This is a genomic window from Nocardioides oleivorans, assembly GCF_004137255.1.
Lineage (GTDB): Bacteria > Actinomycetota > Actinomycetes > Propionibacteriales > Nocardioidaceae > Nocardioides > Nocardioides oleivorans.
Map to the genome: position 1 here is coordinate 3,220,149 of NZ_SDWT01000001.1, position 16,517 is coordinate 3,236,665.

Consider the following 16,517-nt stretch of genomic DNA (forward strand, 5'->3'; position numbering starts at 1 on the left):
GGGTTGGTGTTGCTCATGAGACGGCATGTGGACCCCCTGATGATGCGAAACGGCCAAATATGACCCGGGCCGGTCCAGACCGGCCCTTCGTGATGGCTCGTACGAGTCTTGAGAATTGCTTAACGATTCGGAGACGACCGGGATACGGATTGCCTCGTCGTCACTGGTCCAGACGGGTGTCAGGAGGGTCTGGATAGGTTGTCGCCATGACAGGCGCAGCCAGACGGATCGTGCTCGAGGGTCTGGGGTGGCTCCTGCTGCTCCTGGGCGTGGCGATGATCTTCCTGCCCGGTCCCGGGCTGCTCGGGATCTTCGGCGGACTCGCACTGCTGTCGCAGCAGTACGACTGGGCCGAGCGCCGCGTCGAGCCCGTCCGCCTGCGCGCCCTCAAGGGCGCGGCCGAGGGCGTCGAGTCGTGGCCGCGCATCATCGCCTCGTGCCTGGGTGCGCTGGCCCTCGTGGCGTGCGGCGTGCTCTGGATCGCCGATCCGCCGGCTCCCGGCTGGTGGCCCCTCTCCGACTCCTGGTGGCTGCCCGGCGGGATGTGGACCGGCATCACCCAGGTCGGCTCCGCGGTCATCGCGGCCGCGCTGATCGTCTACAGCTACCGCCGCTTCCACGGGAAGCCCGAGGCGCTCGAGGCGCTGACGCGCGAGATCGAGACGGCCGACCACGACCGCGAGGACCGCGAGCGACACGGCCAGCGCTGACCCCGGCCGGACGGAGCGACCCGATTCATCGCCGGGACGGGCCATGGGATATCGTTCCGGCGAGCTCGGGCGATTGGCGCAGTGGTAGCGCGCTTCGTTCACACCGAAGAGGTCACTGGTTCGAACCCAGTATCGCCCACCCGAGTGACACAGCCCCTGACCTGCAGAGATGCGAGTCGGGGGCTGCGTTCGTATCCCGCAGTTGCGGTGCATGCGGCGGACAACCCGTCCGCAAGCGTGCGGCGGCACGGTCGGCCCATGACCACCACATCGCTCTACCGCCTCAGCGCGGTCGCACTCGTCCTGTCCTTCGTCTTCAGCCTCGTCGGCGGCGTCCTGCACCCCGTCGTCGACGGGCAGTCGCACTCCATCGAGGTGTTCCTGGCCCCGCGCTCACCGTGGGCCCAGTACTCCATCTACGTCGGAGCCCTCTTCCTGATGCTGGGCCTGCCCGGCGGCTACCTCTACTTCCGTGAGGAGCTCGGCCGCCTCGGGTTCGTCGGCTTCACGATGTACATGCTCGGCAACGCGCTCAGCGCGATGTCGCACCTCGTCGTGGAGGCGTTCGTCGGTCCGACGCTGGCCGGCGACCCGGACGGTCGCCACCTCGTCTCCGACCGGGGCGAGATCTTCGACGGCACCGCCTTCATCACGTTGCAGGCCGTCGGCGGGCTGATCTTCGTGTTCAGCCTGATCATCATCGGGATCGCGCTGGTCAAGGCGCGGGGGATCCCGAGCTGGATCGGCATCGTGCTCATCGTGGGCGCGCTGCCGCTCTTCGTGCCGTTCCCCGAACGGCCCGTCATCGCCGGGCTGGTCGTCGAGCTCCCCCGAGGAGTCATGGTGGCTGCCCTCGCGACGATCATCCTGCGCCGGTCCAGCCAGGGCCACCCGGCGTCAGAGCGCGACCTGGCTCGGGTCTGACGCCAGGCTCCGTCCCGCCGCGCCCCATGCGGCACCCACCACAGGACCGTCCCCATCCGGGGGCGGTCCTGTCTGCGTGCGCCTGACGTGCACCGACTTGCAGCACCAGGTGTCGGCCACGGCCAGCCGGTCGCAACTCGCCGACAAGCGGCGCAGGCGAGCGTGGGACCACCAACCACCTACACCAAGGAACAAGCGCCATGAACACGCAGATCGCACGACGTGGACCCCTACGTCGCCGCACGCTCCGTACCCGCCTCGGCACAGCCCTCCTGGGCGTGCTGCTCACCGCCGGTCCTGTCGCCGCCAGCGCCCAGGCGGCCGGCGAGTGGAACCCGGGCAAGCACGACGAGGACACCGTGATCAACTGCATCACCCAGCAGCCGGCACCCGGCGTCAGCGCCGACGTGGGCTGGCGCTCGGAGACCGGCCAGGTCCCGAAGGTCGGTGAGGTCTTCTACGTCCGCGGCTACGCCGGACTCGTGTCGCTGCCGTGCAGCGGCTCGGTCGCCGTGCTCCCCGAGCTGATGCTGCCGGCCGGTGTCGTGCCTGCGGACGACAAGGCACCGATCTACTGGGACCTCACGAAGTCCGGCACGTCGCAGGCGCTCAGGACCACGAAGCTGACCTTCGCCAACGGTCGCAACGGCGGCTACCTCATCGGCAGCCCCGAGGGCCTGAAGTGGGAGCTCCGGGTCGGTGACGTCCTCGAGATCCAGGTCCCCGTCGTGGCCACCCGCGAGCTCAAGGGCCCCGCGACCCAGCAGCCCGAGTGCCAGACCCGCCTCGACGGCACCGCCCCCTGCCCGATCAACCAGGCCGGCGACCACCTCCAGATCGCCTTCACCGTGGCCGGGCACGGCGGCACCAAGTCGTACGTCACGCCGTACGTCGGACTGTTCGCGTCCCCGGCCACCGCCGGCCCGACCGGTCCGACCACCGGCACCACCCAGGCTGCCTCGGCGACCAGGGCGGCGTACCAGGTCGGCAAGCGCAGGGCCGTCGTCACGATCACCAGCACCGGCACCCTCGCCGGCACGGTCGTCATCACCGACAAGGGCAAGAAGATCGCATCCGCCAAGGTCACGGGGAGGGTCACGACCCTCAAGCTGCCCCGGCTGAAGAAGGGCAGGCACGTGCTCGTCGCCCGCTACAGCGGAACCTCGCAGGTGCTCGCCTCCACGTCGGCTCCCACGAAGGTGACCGTCCGATGAGGGGCCGGGCAGGCACCACGCTGGCGCTCTCGGCCCTGGCGGTCGTGGCCGGCACCGTGACCTCGGCCGTCGCGCCGCCGGTGAGCGCCGCGGAGCAGCGCGTCACCACGGTCTCGGGCTGGGGCGGCTTCGACGTCGGCCAGTCGGTCGTGCCGGGCAGCCTCGCAGGCCGTGAGGTCTGGGGCGTGTCGGCGGGCGACGAGCACTCGCTGGCCATCACCTCCGACGGTGCCGTCACCGGGTGGGGCTGGAACGGCGACGGCCAGACCGACATCCCGGCCGACCTCGCCACGGGTGCGACCATGGCTTCCTCGGTCGATGCCGGCGTCTACGCCTCGTTGGCCATCGCGTGGGACGGCAGCGTCCGCGGCTGGGGTGCCCTCGGCGACACCGACGAAGGGCAGGTCGACATCCCGGCGGAGCTGCGCGGGCCTGACCCGGCGAGTCGCGCCAGCACCGTGTCGATGGGCACCTACCACGCGCTCGCCATCATCGGGGGCGGTCGGGTCGTGGCGTGGGGCGCCGAGGGACGGCACGCGGCGATCAACGCCGGGCAGACCCACGTGCCCCAGTACCTCCTCGAGGGGTCGCGCTACGCCGTCGACGTCGCTGCCGGATACCTGCACTCGATGGCGGTGGACACGGGAGGACGGGTCTACGTGTGGGGATCCAACCGGTACGGCGAGCGGCAGGTCCCCGCACGCGTCGCCGAGGAGGACGTCGTCGACGTCGAGGCCCACGGAGCCACGTCCATGGTCCTCACCGCCGACGGTGAGGTGATCGCCTGGGGCGACTCGGGGACCGGCCTGACGGACCTCCCTGCAGCGCTCGACGGCGTGAAGGTCGTCGACATCGACCTCGGCGCCGAGGTCGCCATGGCGCTGACGAGCACCGGTGACGTGATCACGTGGGGCAACGTCGGGAAGAACCACCCGCTCCCTGCTGCGGTCGGCCAGTACGCACCGATCACGGGCATCGCCGCCGGTGGTCGCCACCTCCTGGCGATGCACGTGGCTCCCGTGCCCCCGCCGCCCGTCGTCGTACCGCCGGTCACCCAGCCGGTACCGGCGCCGGGCAAGGCGACCACCTCCCTCGCGCTGAAGGCGCCGGGCAAGGTCGTCGCCGGGAAGCGGGCCGCGGTGAAGGTGGTGCTCTCCGGTGTGCGCTCGGGCGCCGTCGTGATCACCGACAAGGGCAAGAAGGTCGCCACCCTCGCCGGGTCGGGAACCGTCAGGCTGCGCCTGGCGAAGGGCCGGCACACCCTCGTGGCGGCCTACGCCGGCTCGGCGAGCGCCCTCGCCTCGACGTCGACTCCGGTCACGGTGAAGGTGGTGGCCAGGAAGAAGCGGGCGAAGGGCTGAGCCGCTGCAAGTGGCTCGCAAGTGGGGCGGTTGACGATGAGATCCGTCAGCCGCCCCACCTTCGTCCCTAGGATCAGCCCATGCTCGAGGTCCGCGCCTTCGGCAGCGTCCGCGCCCGTCTCGATGGCGAGCCTGTCGACCTCGGCGGGCCACGGCAGCGTGCGGTGCTCGGCATGCTCGTCGCGGCCGGGCACCGCACGGTCTCCACCGACCGCTTCCTCGAGGAGTTGTGGAGCGGGGAGCCTCCGCCGAGCGCCACGGGCGCGCTCCAGGCCTACGTCTCACGGCTCAGGTCTGCGCTGGAGCCGCACCGCGAGAAGCGACGTCCGGCCGCAGTGCTCGTCAGCAACCCGCCCGGCTATGCCCTGGCCCTGCCCGACGAGGCGGTCGACACCTGGCACTTCGCCTCACTCGTACGCCGTGCCGGCGGGCTCGGTGACGGGGAGGCACTGGTCGTCCTCGACGAGGCGCTGACGCTGTGGGGCGACGGACCCTTCGCGGAGTACCTCGACCAGGAGTGGGCGGCCACGGTCGCTGCCCGGCTCGCCGAGCAGCACGCCGAGGCCGTCGAGCTCCGGGCCTCGGTGGCGCTGCGCGTGGGTCGTGGCGCGAGCGCTGTGCAGGACCTCGAGGAGCACGTGCGCGAGCACCCGCTGCGCGAGCAGGCGGTCGCCCTCCTGGCACGCGGCTACTACCAGTCCGGGCGTCAGGCCGAGGCGCTCTCGACGCTGGCAGCCCTGCGCGAGCGGCTGGTCGACGAGCTCGGCGTCGACCCGAGCCCGGAGCTGCGCAAGCTCGAGGCCGACATCCTCAACCAGGCGGCCCACCTCGCAGCACCACCCCGGCCGGTGCCGATCGTCGTCCCGCCCACTCCCGAGCCCGACGTCGTTCCGGAAGGGCCGCCGCTGGTCGGGCGCGAGGACGAGCTGGCCAGGCTGGAGGCGGCTGCGGACTCCCTGCGCAGCCGTGCCGGCGTCGTGTGGGTCGAGGGGGACGCCGGCTTCGGCAAGTCGGCGCTGGTCTCGGGCTTCGCGGACCGGTCGGTCGCACGGTGGTCGGTCGTGCGCGGGCACTGCTCCGAGGTGGCTGGCACACCGTCGAGCCACGTGTGGCTGGAGATCCTCTCCGGGCTGGGGGCACCCGCCCCGGCCGACACCCACCCGTTCGCCCTCGCCGACGCCGTACGACACTGCCTCGAGGAGCGCGGCACCCGCACGATGCTCCTCCTCGAGGACGTCCACCGCGCAGACGACGAGACGCTCCAGGTGCTGTGGCACCTCGTGGAGTCGGTCGGTGCCCCGGTGCTCGTCGTCGCCACCTTCCGCAGCCACGACGTGGGCCGCGACCTCACGGCGACGCTGGCGCTGACCGCCGAGCGCACCCTCGACCGTGTCGTGCTGGGCGGGCTGGACGAGCGCGCTGCCCGCCAGCTCCTGAACCAGCACGTCGCCGCTCCACTGCCGCCAGCCGCGCTCGAGCAGCTGCTCGACCGCGCGGCCGGCAACCCGTTGTTCCTGCGGCAGCTGGCCCAGCTGGTCGAGTCGGAGGGAGTGGGATCCGTCGACGCGGTCCCGGTCGCGATCCGCGACCTCCTGCTGCGCCGGATCGAACGGCTCCCGGAACCGACCGTCGACGCACTGTCGCGGGCCTCGGTGCTCGGGCGCGACATCGACTTCGACCTCGTCCTCGCCCTCGAGCAGGAGTGGGGTGACGCCGACGAGGAAACGGTCGCCAACCAGCTCGATGCCGGCCTGGTCGCGGGGCTGCTCGACAGCCCGCGACCCTCCGAGCTGCGCTTCACCCACGCGCTGATCCGCGACACCTTCTACGGCCGCCTCGCGCCGCTGCGACGCACGCGGCTGCACCGCGCGGCCCTGACGACCTACCTCTCGCACCTCCCGGACCGGGTGGAGGAGATCGCCCACCACGCCGCCGCCAGCCTCGACCGGCGCTCGGCGGCCGAGGCCGTCCCGCTGCTCCTCGCGGCAGCGGCCAGGAGCGGCCCCGGGGGCGCGGTGCCGCACCTGCGCACGGCCCTGCGCGCCCTCGAGCTCGCCTCGGCCGACCCGCGCGAGTCCTTCCCGGTCCGGCTCGACCTGGTCCGGGCCCTGGCACGCGACGGAGACCTGACCTCCGCGGTCGCCGAGCGCCAGGTCGCCATCGAGGAGGCGACCGCGCACGGGACTCCCGTCGACGTCGCCCGCGCCTGGCAGTGGCAGTCACCGATGATGTGGACGCGTCGCGCCAGCGAGAGCGTCAGCGAGCACTCGATCGCCGACCTGCGCCGGCTGCTCGACGAGGTCGGCCACGATGACCCGGCGCTGCGCATCGAGCTGCTCAACGCGCTCGTCATCGAGGCCGACCCGTGGAACATCGACGTCGTGGTGGAGGCAGCGACCGAGGCCCTGGCGCTCTCGAAGGAGCTCGGCGACCCTGAGCTGGAGTGCCGGGTCCTCAACGCGGCCTACTTCGGGACCCTGGCCTTCGACGACCCGGGCGTCCTCGGCCGGATCGGTGCCCGGATGCTCGTCGCGGCCGAGGAGGCGGGACTCCACGGCTACACGGCGGTGGGCCACATGTACCTGCACTCCGCCGCCGTGGCCGAGGCCGACCTCGGCACCGCCGCGGCTCACATCGAGCTGGCGGTGCGTGCCGGGACCAGCGGCCAGCTGCCCGAGCTGCTGCTCCTGTCGTCGATCTTCGAGGCGACGACGACGCTGCTGCAGTCAGACCTCGACGCCGCCCGAGAGGGCTTCGGCAGGGTGTGCCAGGCCATCACCGACGCGGGAGACCCCAACGCGTTCTTCATCTGGCTCTGGTCGATGTTCGCGATCGAGTTCGCGGCCGGGGACACCTCCGGGCTGCGCGAGCACGCGGTGCGGATGACCGAGATGATGCCGTGGCACTCCACGGACCTCGTCGTCGTGACCATGCTCGACGCCGGTGACGTCGAGGAGGCCCGCGGGCTCTGGTCGCCGAGCCCGATGCAGCACGATGCCACCTGGCTCTTCGACATCGCCGTCCGTGCCCACATCGTCGCCACCCTGGACGACCGGGACAACGCGCAACGGGTCTACGACGAGATGCTCCCGTGGGCGGGCCAGCTGGCCCGGACGCTCAACGGCGCACTGTCGATGGGCCCCGTCGACCACTACCTCGGGCTGCTCGCCACCACCCTCGGTGACGACGTACTGGCCGCCCGGCACTTCGACCGTGCGCTCCGTCTGACCGGAGCCGGTCAGGCGACCACGTGGGACCGCTCCTGGGTCCGGACGCCGAGCCACCTCGCCGGTTGAGACCGGCCGGGATCGCTCGGCCTGCAAGTGGCGGCACAGTGGGTCGCAAGGTCCCGGGTCCACCGTGACCGCATGACCTACCGAACGTCGACCTTCCCGCCCGCCGCGGTCGAGGCGCTGCGCCGCACCGTCGCGGGCCAGATCGTCTACCCGACCGACCCGCCCTACGCCGCACTCGTGGGTGCCCCTCCCGGGCGCCGAGGCCCCGATGTCGTCGTCGTCCCCACCAGCGAGGCCGCGGTCGCCGCCGCCGTCGACGTCGCGCGCACACACGGCCTGGCTGTGGTCAGCGCGCCCGATGTGGCGGCGAGGGGTGCGGAGCCCGCGATGCTCGTGCTCACCCACCTGCTCGACTCCGTCGTCGTCGATGCAGGTGCCGCGACCGCGACCGTCGGGCCCGGCGTCACCTGGCGGGCGCTCACCGAGGACGTCGGCGGCTCGGGCCTGGAGCCGGACGCGGCCGGCGAGCCCGGCGCGCTGGTCGCCGCGACGGCCGACGTCATCTCCGCGCGCATCGTGCGTGCCGACGGGTTCGTGCACGTCGTCGCGCTCCCGGTCCCACCGCCCGACGACCCGGGTCCCTGGATCGTCACCGCCGTCGTCGTGCCGCTCGTCCCGGTCACCGACCACCACCCCACCCACCAGGACCAGGAGGTCCCGTCATGACAGTCCCCGAGGACACTCTCGTCACCCACCCGGAGCCGCTGCTCCTGCCCGGCCAGGCAGCGGCTCCCGCCGGCCCGTGCGACATGACCGGCATGTACGTCGTGCACCACGCCTTCCGTCGCGACCTCCGACGCTTCGTGCAGGCCGCCCGGCGCACGCCCATCGACGACCTCGCCACCTGGAAGGCGCTGTCCCTGCGCTGGGACCGCTTCGCCCACGAGCTCCACCAGCACCACACCAAGGAGGACCAGGGCATCTGGCCGCTCCTCCTCGAGCGCGTGGACGCCGAGCAGGGCGCGGTCCTCGAGGCGATGGAGTCCGAGCACGCCACCATCGACCCGCTGCTCCTCCGCGTCGAGGACGGCCTCCGGATGCTCGTCCAGGGCCCGCCCGCCGGCATCGCGGCCGAGGTCGCCTCGGGTCTCGCCGACGCGGTGGGAGAGCTGGCCGCCCGGCTCGACCTGCACCTGTCCCACGAGGAGACCGACGCGATCCGGATCATCCAGGAGCACGTCTCCGCCCGTGAGTGGGAGCACCTCGAGGAGACCGTGCTGCGCGGCAGCCCCACGCCACGCCAGATGCTCTTCATGCTGCCGTGGGTGAGCGACGAGCTCCCGCCGCGAGCCCTCCACCGGCTCTTCGGTGACGCTCCGGCGCCGGTGCACTGGCTCCTGGCCCTCGGGCGCCGCAGCTACGACCGGCTGGACCGACGCGCCTTCCGACACGTCTGAGTGCAAGCCGTCCGCTGGCCGACTGCAAGCGAAGGGTCCGAGACTTGCGGCCATGGATCTCCTGCTGCCTCCGGGCCTCACGCACCGACCCCTGACCCTCGCCGACGCCCCCGCCGTCCTGGCCGCCATCACGGCCGAGGAGGTGGCCGACCTCGGCGAGTCGTCGATGACGCTCGATGACGTCGAGGCCGACTGGCTCCGTCCCAGCTACGACATCGCGACCAGCACCGTCGGCGTCTTCGACGACGACGGGCTCGTGGCCTACGCCGACCTCAGCGCGCCCACGGTCGCCTACACCGCGGTGCTGCCCGACCACCAGGGACGGGGGATCGGCACCGCGCTCGCCGCCTGGGTGCAGGACCGCGCCCGCGCGGCCGGGTGGGCCCGGGTGGGCACCCAGGTGCCCGAGGGCAGCGCCGCCGACCGGCTGATGCACCACCTCGGCTACGAGCTGCTCTGGACGGCCTGGGACCTCGAGCTGCCCCCGGAGCACGAGCTCGTCGCCCGCCCGCTCCCCGACAGCCTGACCATCGAAGACGCCTGTCCGGAGGACTTCGAGGCCGCGTGGGACCTGCTCGAGGACGCCTTCCTCGAGTGGTCCGAGCGCGACCGCCTCCCGCTGGACGACTTCGGCGCCCGGATCTGGGCCCGTCCCGGCTACGAGCCCTGGAACCTCCGCCTGGTGCGTGACGCCGACGGCGGCCTGCTCGGTGCCACCCACGTCCACCTGTCCGGTGGCGCGGACGGGGACACCTCGGCGTACGTCGCCAAGCTGGCCGTCCGGCCCGACCACCGCGGTCGTGGGCTCGCCCCGGCCATGCTCGTGGACGCCTTCTCGCTCGCTCGCGCGCACGGGGCGACGCGCTCCCACCTCTCGACCGACACCCGCGCCGGCGCCCGCGGGCTCTACGAGCGGGTCGGGATGGTCGTCGCCTCCACCTGGGTCAACCGCAGCATCCGGCTGTGAGCCGAGCGCTGGTGCCCTGCAGGGCGCCAGCAAGGTGACCGCAAGTGGTGTGGCGCATCGTCGGCACGTCGGCCGCCCGGTCGACCCGACCGAGGAGACACTCTGATGAGGACCACCTGGCACCACCGCCCGTTCACCCACCTCAGCCGTCGTGAGGCCCGCGCCCTCCGGGTGCAGCACGACATCAGGCTGCAGATCGCCATGAGGCGGCTCGACCCGCCCCGATGAGAGGAAGCACCGTGCAGCAGCCCACTCCCGGCGCCGACGTCCCCGACGCCCGCGGACGCACCGGCCTCCACCTCACCGGCCGCGACCTGGACCGCAACCCCGCCGTCGTGGTGCGCGACGTCGAGCTGCTGAGCTCGGACTGGTACGTCCTGCGGGCCACGACGTACGACATCCAGCGTGCCGACGGCACCTGGCAGACCGAGCGGCGCGAGACCTACGACCGGGGCGACGGCGCCACGATCCTGCTCCACGACGCGACCCGCCGCACGGTCCTGCTGACCCGGCAGTTCCGCTTCCCGGTCTACGTCAACGAGCACCCCGACGGGATGCTGCTCGAGACGCCGGCCGGCCTGATCGAGGAGGAGGACGGCGAGAGCGCGATGCGCCGCGAGACCCTCGAGGAGACCGGGGTGCAGGTCGGCGAGGTCGAGCACCTCTTCGACATCTACATGAGCCCCGGCTCGGTCACCGAGAAGCTGCTCTTCTTCGCTGCGCCCTACACGCGCGGCGACCTCTCCGGCACCCGGCACGGCGTCGAGGAGGAGGGCGAGCACATCGAGACCGTCGAGCTCGACTTCGACGAGGCGCTCGACGGGATCGGCACGACGATCCTCGACGCCAAGACCGTGATGCTGCTCCAGTGGGCCGCCCTGCGGGGCCCGTTCGCCCGCTGAGCAGTCACCGGAAGTCGCGCGACGACGCCCGCGCCTGGAGCACGGCACCGGCCCCGGGGACGACCACGTCGATGCCCTCGACCTTGTCGGCGATGAGGTTGGTGACGCCCTCGTTGCGCTCGAGCCGGCCGCGGACCACGACGGCCACGCGGTTGCGGGCAGCCTGGCGGTGGGCCTTCATCACGCCGACCGAGACCACCACGTTGAGCATCCCGGTCTCGTCCTCGAGGTTGAGGAACGTGACGCCCATGGCCGTTCCCGGGCGCTGCCGGTGGGTGATCAGGCCGCCGACGTGGACCCGGCGCCCGGACTCGGTCGTCTCCAGCTCCGCGATCGAGCGGACCCCAGACCGGCGCAGGTCGTCGCGCAGGTGCTCGACGGGGTGCCTCTCGGGCGAGATCCCGGTCGCCCAGAGGTCGGCGAGGGTGGTCTCCGGTGTGCTCATGCCCGGCAGCATCGGCGCCGCGGGAGCGGGTGTCGTGCCGGGAAGGTGGTCGGCGGACTCGGCGAAGCCTGCCGTCCACAAGGCCTCGCGCCGGTCGAGCCCCCACGGCTCGAACGCCCCGGCGGTCGCCAGCGCCTCGAGCTGAGCGGTGGTGAGCCCCGCGCGGCGGGAGAGGTCCGTGACGCCGGTGAACTCCGCGTCCTCACGCGCTGCCACGATCCGGCGCGCCACGTCGAGGCCGATGCCGCGCACAGAGTCCAGCCCGAGGCGTACGGCCAGGGCACCGTCGCGGCGGTGGGCGGGCACCGGGTCGGGCGTGCCCGGCACCCACTCCACCCGCTCGAAGCGCGGCGAGCAGCACGAATCCGGACCGGTCGGGGCCACCGGTCCGAGCACGACCGGCTCGAGGTCGGCCTGCGCCGACGACCGCGTGATGTCGGGACGGCGTACGTCGACCCCGTGCCGGCGCGCGTCGCCGACCAGCGACTGCGGGGAGTAGAAGCCCATCGGCTGGTTGCGCAGCAGGCCGGCCAGGAAGGCGGCCGGGTAGTGGAGCTTGAACCACGACGAGGCGTAGACCAGCAGGGCGAAGGACAGCGCGTGCGACTCGGCGAAGCCGAAGTTGGCGAAGGACAGGATCTTCACGTAGATCGAGTCGGCGAGGTCGCCGGTGATCCCGCGCTTCGCCATGCCGGTGTAGAGCGTGGCCTTGACCGACTCGATCCGCTCGACCCCGCGCTTGGAGCCCATCGCCCGGCGCAGCAGGTCGGCGTCGTCGCGGCTGCAGTCGCCGAGGGTGACGGCCATCGCCATCAGCTGCTCCTGGAAGAGCGGCACCCCCTTGGTCCGCTCGAGCACCGGGACCAGCTCCGGGTGGTCGTAGGTCACCTCCTCCTGGCCGGTCGCGCGCCGGACGTAGGGGTGGACGGCACCGCCCTGGATCGGGCCCGGACGGATCAGCGCGATCTCGATCGCGAGGTCGTAGAACTGGCGCGGCCGCAGTCGCGGCAGCGTGCCGATCTGCGCGCGGCTCTCGACCTGGAAGACCCCGATCGAGTCGGCGCGGCAGAGCATGTCGTAGACCGCCGGCTCCTCCTTCGGCATCGTCGCGAGGTCCCAGCGCTCGCCGAGGTGGTCGCCGGCCAGCCGCATCATGTGGTCGAGCGCGCCGAGCATGCCGAGGCCGAGCAGGTCGAACTTCACCAGCCCCATCGACTCGCAGGCGTCCTTGTCCCACTGGAGCACGGTCCGCTTGTCCATCCGCGCCCGCTCGATCGGGCATACCTCGCCGATCGGCTGCTCCGTCAGCACCATCCCGCCCGAGTGGATGCCCAGGTGGCGCGGCGCCCCCATCAGCTCCTCGGCGAGCGCCACGACCGGCGCGGGCACGTCGTGGGCGCTGGTGTCGCCGGCGTCACCGGCCACCACCGACGACCAGCCGTCGATCTGCTTCGACCAGGCGTCCTGCTGGCCGGGGGAGTGGCCCAGCGCCTTGGCCGCGTCGCGCACCGCCATCCGCGGCCGGTAGGCGATCACGTTGGCGACCTGCGCGGCGTTGCGACGGCCGTAGGTGTCGTAGACCCACTGGATCACCTCCTCGCGGCGGTCGGAGTCGAAGTCGACGTCGATGTCGGGCTCCTCGTCGCGGTGCGCGGAGATGAAGCGCTCGAAGGGCAGGTTGTAGAAGACCGCGTCGACGGCGGTGATGCCGAGCGCGAAGCAGACCGCCGAGCTCGCGGCCGATCCGCGGCCCTGGCACAGGATCCGCTGGCTGCGCGCGAAGGCGACGATGTCGTGGACGATCACGAAGTAGCCGGCGAAGTCCTTCTCGCCGATGACCCGCAGCTCGTGCTCCATCCGCTCGCGTGCCGCGGCCTCGTGGGGCACGCCGGCGTACCTCTCGGCGAAGCCGCGCTCCGCGAGCTCCCGTAGCCACGAGTCCGCGGTGTGGCCCTCGGGGACCTGCCGCTTGGGCAGGGCGGGCGAGGCCTTGCGGAGGTCGAAGGCGAGCTCGTCGGCGAGGGTGACGCTGCGCTCGACCGCCCGGTCCCCGATGCCGTCGGGGTACGACGACAACGCGGCGGCAGTCTCCGCACCGCTGCGCAGGTGCGCCGAGCCCGACAGGTCGAGCCAGCCGTCGAGGTCGGCGAGGCTGCGGCGCGCGCGGATCGCGGCCATGGCGGAGGCGAGCCGGTGCCGCTGGGGCGTGGCGTGGTGGACGTTGCCGGCGGCCACCAGGTCGAGCCCGTGGATCCGCGCCAGCCGGGCGAGCGCGGCGTTGGTCGGGTCGGCGCCCGGGCGGGCCGACAGCTCGACCACGACGTGCTCGAGCCCGAACAGGGAGGTCAGCCGGTCCAGGGCCGCAGCTGCGGCCGGCTCCCCGCCCTGGGCCAGGGCCTGCCGGACGGTGCCCTTGCGGCACCCGGTCAGCACCACCCAGTGGCCGCGCCCCTGCTCGCCGAGCTCGTCGAGGTCGTAGACCGGACGACCCTTCTCGTCCCCGCGCAGGTGCGCGTCGGTCATGGCGGCCGCCAGGCGGTGATAGCCCTCGACCCCCCGCGCCAGCACCAGCAGGTGGCTGCCCTCCGGGTCGGGCACGCCGTTCTGCGGTCCGCCCAGGCCGAGCGAGAGCTCGGCGCCGAAGACGGTGGCGAGTCCGTGCGCGGCCGCGGCCTCGGCCAGCAGCGGCGCGCCGTAGAAGCCGTCGTGGTCGGTGATGGCCAGCGCGTGCAGACCGAGCCGCACGGCCTCCTCGACCAGCTCGGTCGGCGAGCTGGCGCCGTCGAGGAAGCTGAAGTTGCTGTGGCAGTGGAGCTCGGCGTAGGGCGTCACCTCCGCCGGACGCTCGATGGTCCGGGCCTCGCCAGGCGGGTGCTTGCGGCGCGACACCGGTGCGTCGTCGGCGCCGGGCAGCCCGCTCAGCCGGCGCTCGAGCTCCTTCCACTGCATCGCGGGGTTGTTCCAGCCCATTACTCGGCGCCTCCGCTCGTTCCTCGCCCAGGAGCCCGCTCAGTCATACGCCGCCTCCAGCGTCCAGCCCTCGGGCGCGCGCACCAGCAGCCACGCGCGCCCGTCGGCGCCGACGACCTGGAAGCGGGCGGTGATCCCGGTGCCGCCGGCCCACCAGCCCTCGTCGGTCGGCCACGGTCCGGCCCACGCGGTGACCGGCTGCCAGGGCAGGACGCCTGCGCCCACCCGGAAGCGCCGCGGCTCGCCGGTGACGATGCCGCGGTCGGTGAGCCGCACGTCGCGGCCGGCGTCGTCGACGACCTCGGCGACGGGAGGCGAGGCGAAGACCCGCACCGGCGCCGGACCAGGCACCCGTCCGGGCCACGGACGGTCGACGGGCCGCAGGTCGACGGCCCGCTCGCCCCACGGCACGAGCTCCTGGCGCGCGGCGGGACTGCGACCGCCCTGCAGCACGGGTCGGCGTACGGCGTCGAACCCGACCATCCCCTGCACCCGGGCCACGCCCCGCTCGACCAGGTCGTCGGACGCAGCACCCCACAGGGCCTCGCCGTGGGCGGCCGCCGGCTCGACGACCTCGGGCAGGAACCTGACCCGGTCGATGGGTGCCTGCACCCGACCCACGGACTTGCGCGCCCGCATGCCGCTCGGCCCGCTCGTGGAGCCGGCCGACTGGAGCTGCCAGTGCACCCGGTCGACGAGGTCGCGGGCGGAGAAGTGGCGCGGGTGCAGCCAGGTGCGCGAGGAGCACAGGACACCGTCGGACTCGGCCTGGACCCTGACCCCGGTCGCGACCAGCTGGTGGTGGGCGAGGCGGTCGAGGAAGGCCTCGGCGGTGGTGCGGACGCTGAACGTGATCGCCTCGACCGAGTCGAGCGGTGGCTCGAAGACCACGTCGGCCTCGAGCTCGGGTGGCGGCGTCCGGGCGGCGAACAACGTCGGGTCCTCACCGCGGGCGCGTCGCCGGACGCCTGCGCCGTAGGTCCCGAGCCGGTGCTCGACGGCGTCGCCGGGCAGGTCGGCGAGGTCACCCAGCGTGCGGAGGCCCAGCCGCTGCAGGAGGCTGACCAGGTCGCGGCCCGGGGCGCCGTCGCCCTGCAGCACCTGGACCGGCAGGCCGCGGAGGAAGGCGGCCGAGCCACCGGCCGGGACGACCTCCCACGCCTGCACGCCGGCGGTGCGAGCGGCCTGCTCGGCGGTGAAGAGGTCGTCGGCGATGCCGATCCGCACGTCCCACACGCCGCTCTCCACCAGTGCCTGGCAGGTCGTCGCGGCGGCGTCGGACTCGGTGCCGTACCAGCTCCCGGGGGCGCGCACGGCCAGCAGGCCGGGTCGCAGCGCGGCCACCCCGGGGCGGAGCTCCTCCACGACCGACAGCACGGGCTCGAAGGCGCGGGCGTCGCGGTCGGGGTTGGCCGGGAGCAGCACCAGGTCGGGACACCGGGACTGGGCGTCGCGTCGGCGCTGCCCGCGGCGCACGCCCTCGGCCCGGGCCGGTCCGTTGCAGACCTCGACGATGTTGGCCGACAGGACGGCCGCGGGGGAGCGGGGCGAGCGCTCCGCCTCGTCGAGCGCGGCGACCACCGACCAGTCGGGGCACCACACCACCATCACCCTCATCCTGATGCCTGGCGCAGCTCGCGGACCGGCGCCTCGAGCCGGCGCAGTCCCGGCCAGGTCAGGTCGGCGTGCTGCGCCGGCCGCACCCCCCGGCGTACGACGACGCGTGCCCGGCGCTCCTCCAGCTGTCCGGTCCCGGCGAAGGGACCGGTCCAGGTGGACCCCTCCACGGAGACCCGGGCGGTCGCCCGCGGCCAGTCGCCGTGCACCACGAGGACCGACGAGCGCGTGCGCAGTCGTGAGTCGAGGATGCCGGCGGTGCGCTCGTCGACCGAGGCGGGCGGACGCAGCACCACCACGCGGAGCACGTCGACGAGTGCGGCCGCGACCTCGAGCCAGTGCTCGCCGGGGTCGGGCACCAGCACCGTCCGGGACAGCTCGATGCCCAGCTCCGCAGCCGCCTCCGCGCCGAAGTCGGCACAGCCCGCGAAGCCGACCCACTCGCCCGCCTGCGAGGCGCCTGCGGCCAGCGCGAGGGCCAGCGACGCGGAGTCGACGGCATAGGTCTGCCCCGCGTGCAGAGGGACCAGGTCGGCGAGACCGGGCAACGTCGGCACCGGTTGTCCGGCAGGCTTGTCCTCCATCGCCGCGACCCGCTCGCGCAGCTGCTCGACCACCGATCGCCGCGGATCGAGCGCGGCGACGGAACGGGTGGACGACATGCGCCCATGATCGAACAGGCGTTCGAACGAGTCAAGCGGAACGGGGGTGACC

Annotated in this window: 13 protein-coding genes and 1 tRNA gene; 11 read left to right on the forward strand and 3 right to left on the reverse strand. The window is 73.1% G+C overall.

Annotated features, from left to right (window positions below; all coding sequences use genetic code 11):
- Window positions 1–206 precede the first annotated feature (206 nt).
- From EUA93_RS15405 to EUA93_RS15450, 11 genes are all read left to right on the forward strand, one after another.
- Complete coding sequence (locus tag EUA93_RS15405; protein WP_129400932.1) at window positions 207–710, forward strand: PGPGW domain-containing protein; 504 nt, start codon at window positions 207–209, stop codon at window positions 708–710.
- 67 nt (window positions 711–777) lie between these two features.
- Window positions 778–849 (forward strand) — tRNA-Val (locus EUA93_RS15410).
- A gap of 119 nt (window positions 850–968) precedes the next feature.
- Entirely contained in the window at window positions 969–1,634 is a 666-nt protein-coding gene (locus EUA93_RS15415; RefSeq protein WP_129400933.1) for a hypothetical protein, read from the forward strand.
- A gap of 200 nt (window positions 1,635–1,834) precedes the next feature.
- Window positions 1,835–2,848, forward strand: coding sequence for an Ig-like domain-containing protein (locus EUA93_RS15420; protein ID WP_129400934.1), 1,014 nt, complete (start codon window positions 1,835–1,837; stop codon window positions 2,846–2,848).
- Window positions 2,845–4,209 carry a hypothetical protein gene (locus EUA93_RS15425; RefSeq protein WP_129400935.1) on the forward strand — a complete coding sequence of 455 codons (1,365 nt, stop codon included), beginning with the start codon at window positions 2,845–2,847 and terminating at the stop codon, window positions 4,207–4,209. Before EUA93_RS15420 ends, EUA93_RS15425 begins: the two co-directional genes overlap by 4 nt.
- 80 nt (window positions 4,210–4,289) lie before the next feature.
- On the forward strand, window positions 4,290–7,505 hold the full coding sequence (locus tag EUA93_RS15430) for an ATP-binding protein (RefSeq protein ID WP_129400936.1): 3,216 nt from the start codon (window positions 4,290–4,292) through the stop codon (window positions 7,503–7,505).
- 72 nt (window positions 7,506–7,577) lie between these two features.
- Window positions 7,578–8,171 (forward strand): FAD-binding protein, encoded by a 594-nt coding sequence (locus tag EUA93_RS15435; RefSeq protein ID WP_129400937.1) that lies wholly within the window; start codon window positions 7,578–7,580, stop codon window positions 8,169–8,171.
- Window positions 8,168–8,902: a hemerythrin domain-containing protein gene (locus EUA93_RS15440; RefSeq protein WP_129400938.1), complete on the forward strand. Its 735-nt coding sequence runs from the start codon at window positions 8,168–8,170 to the stop codon at window positions 8,900–8,902. The genes EUA93_RS15435 and EUA93_RS15440 overlap by 4 nt, the downstream gene beginning before the upstream one ends.
- Before the next feature lie 52 nt (window positions 8,903–8,954).
- A complete protein-coding gene (locus EUA93_RS15445) occupies window positions 8,955–9,869 on the forward strand; it encodes a GNAT family N-acetyltransferase (RefSeq protein ID WP_129400939.1) in 915 nt (304 codons plus the stop codon).
- A 105-nt stretch (window positions 9,870–9,974) separates the two neighbouring features.
- Window positions 9,975–10,097 carry a hypothetical protein gene (locus EUA93_RS22240; RefSeq protein ID WP_275937879.1) on the forward strand — a complete coding sequence of 41 codons (123 nt, stop codon included), beginning with the start codon at window positions 9,975–9,977 and terminating at the stop codon, window positions 10,095–10,097.
- A gap of 11 nt (window positions 10,098–10,108) precedes the next feature.
- Window positions 10,109–10,771, forward strand: coding sequence for an NUDIX domain-containing protein (locus tag EUA93_RS15450; RefSeq protein ID WP_242497398.1), 663 nt, complete (start codon window positions 10,109–10,111; stop codon window positions 10,769–10,771).
- Window positions 10,772–10,775: 4 nt separating this feature from the next.
- Here EUA93_RS15450 and EUA93_RS15455 read toward each other — a convergent pair whose 3' ends face one another.
- Genes EUA93_RS15455 through EUA93_RS15465 form a run of 3 tightly spaced genes read right to left on the reverse strand, consistent with a single transcriptional unit; the run spans window position 10,776 to window position 16,465 of the window.
- Entirely contained in the window at window positions 10,776–14,186 is a 3,411-nt protein-coding gene (locus EUA93_RS15455; RefSeq protein WP_129400941.1) for an error-prone DNA polymerase, read from the reverse strand.
- 39 nt (window positions 14,187–14,225) lie between these two features.
- Window positions 14,226–15,803: a Y-family DNA polymerase gene (locus EUA93_RS15460; protein WP_129400942.1), complete on the reverse strand. Its 1,578-nt coding sequence runs from the start codon at window positions 15,801–15,803 to the stop codon at window positions 14,226–14,228.
- Window positions 15,800–16,465, reverse strand: coding sequence for a hypothetical protein (locus tag EUA93_RS15465; protein ID WP_129400943.1), 666 nt, complete (start codon window positions 16,463–16,465; stop codon window positions 15,800–15,802). The genes EUA93_RS15460 and EUA93_RS15465 overlap by 4 nt, the downstream gene beginning before the upstream one ends.
- Window positions 16,466–16,517 lie beyond the last annotated feature (52 nt).

Bases quoted from the DNA above. Each gene is read 5' to 3' on its own strand.
- EUA93_RS15405 (WP_129400932.1), top strand. From the start codon at position 207: ATGACAGGCGCAGCCAGACGGATCGTGCTCGAGGGTCTGGGGTGGCTC.
- EUA93_RS15415 (WP_129400933.1), top strand. From the start codon at position 969: ATGACCACCACATCGCTCTACCGCCTCAGCGCGGTCGCACTCGTCCTG.
- EUA93_RS15420 (WP_129400934.1), top strand. From the start codon at position 1,835: ATGAACACGCAGATCGCACGACGTGGACCCCTACGTCGCCGCACGCTC.
- EUA93_RS15425 (WP_129400935.1), top strand. From the start codon at position 2,845: ATGAGGGGCCGGGCAGGCACCACGCTGGCGCTCTCGGCCCTGGCGGTC.
- EUA93_RS15430 (WP_129400936.1), top strand. From the start codon at position 4,290: ATGCTCGAGGTCCGCGCCTTCGGCAGCGTCCGCGCCCGTCTCGATGGC.
- EUA93_RS15435 (WP_129400937.1), top strand. From the start codon at position 7,578: ATGACCTACCGAACGTCGACCTTCCCGCCCGCCGCGGTCGAGGCGCTG.
- EUA93_RS15440 (WP_129400938.1), top strand. From the start codon at position 8,168: ATGACAGTCCCCGAGGACACTCTCGTCACCCACCCGGAGCCGCTGCTC.
- EUA93_RS15445 (WP_129400939.1), top strand. From the start codon at position 8,955: ATGGATCTCCTGCTGCCTCCGGGCCTCACGCACCGACCCCTGACCCTC.
- EUA93_RS22240 (WP_275937879.1), top strand. From the start codon at position 9,975: ATGAGGACCACCTGGCACCACCGCCCGTTCACCCACCTCAGCCGTCGT.
- EUA93_RS15455 (WP_129400941.1), bottom strand. From the start codon at position 14,186: ATGGGCTGGAACAACCCCGCGATGCAGTGGAAGGAGCTCGAGCGCCGG.
- EUA93_RS15460 (WP_129400942.1), bottom strand. From the start codon at position 15,803: ATGAGGGTGATGGTGGTGTGGTGCCCCGACTGGTCGGTGGTCGCCGCG.
- EUA93_RS15465 (WP_129400943.1), bottom strand. From the start codon at position 16,465: ATGTCGTCCACCCGTTCCGTCGCCGCGCTCGATCCGCGGCGATCGGTG.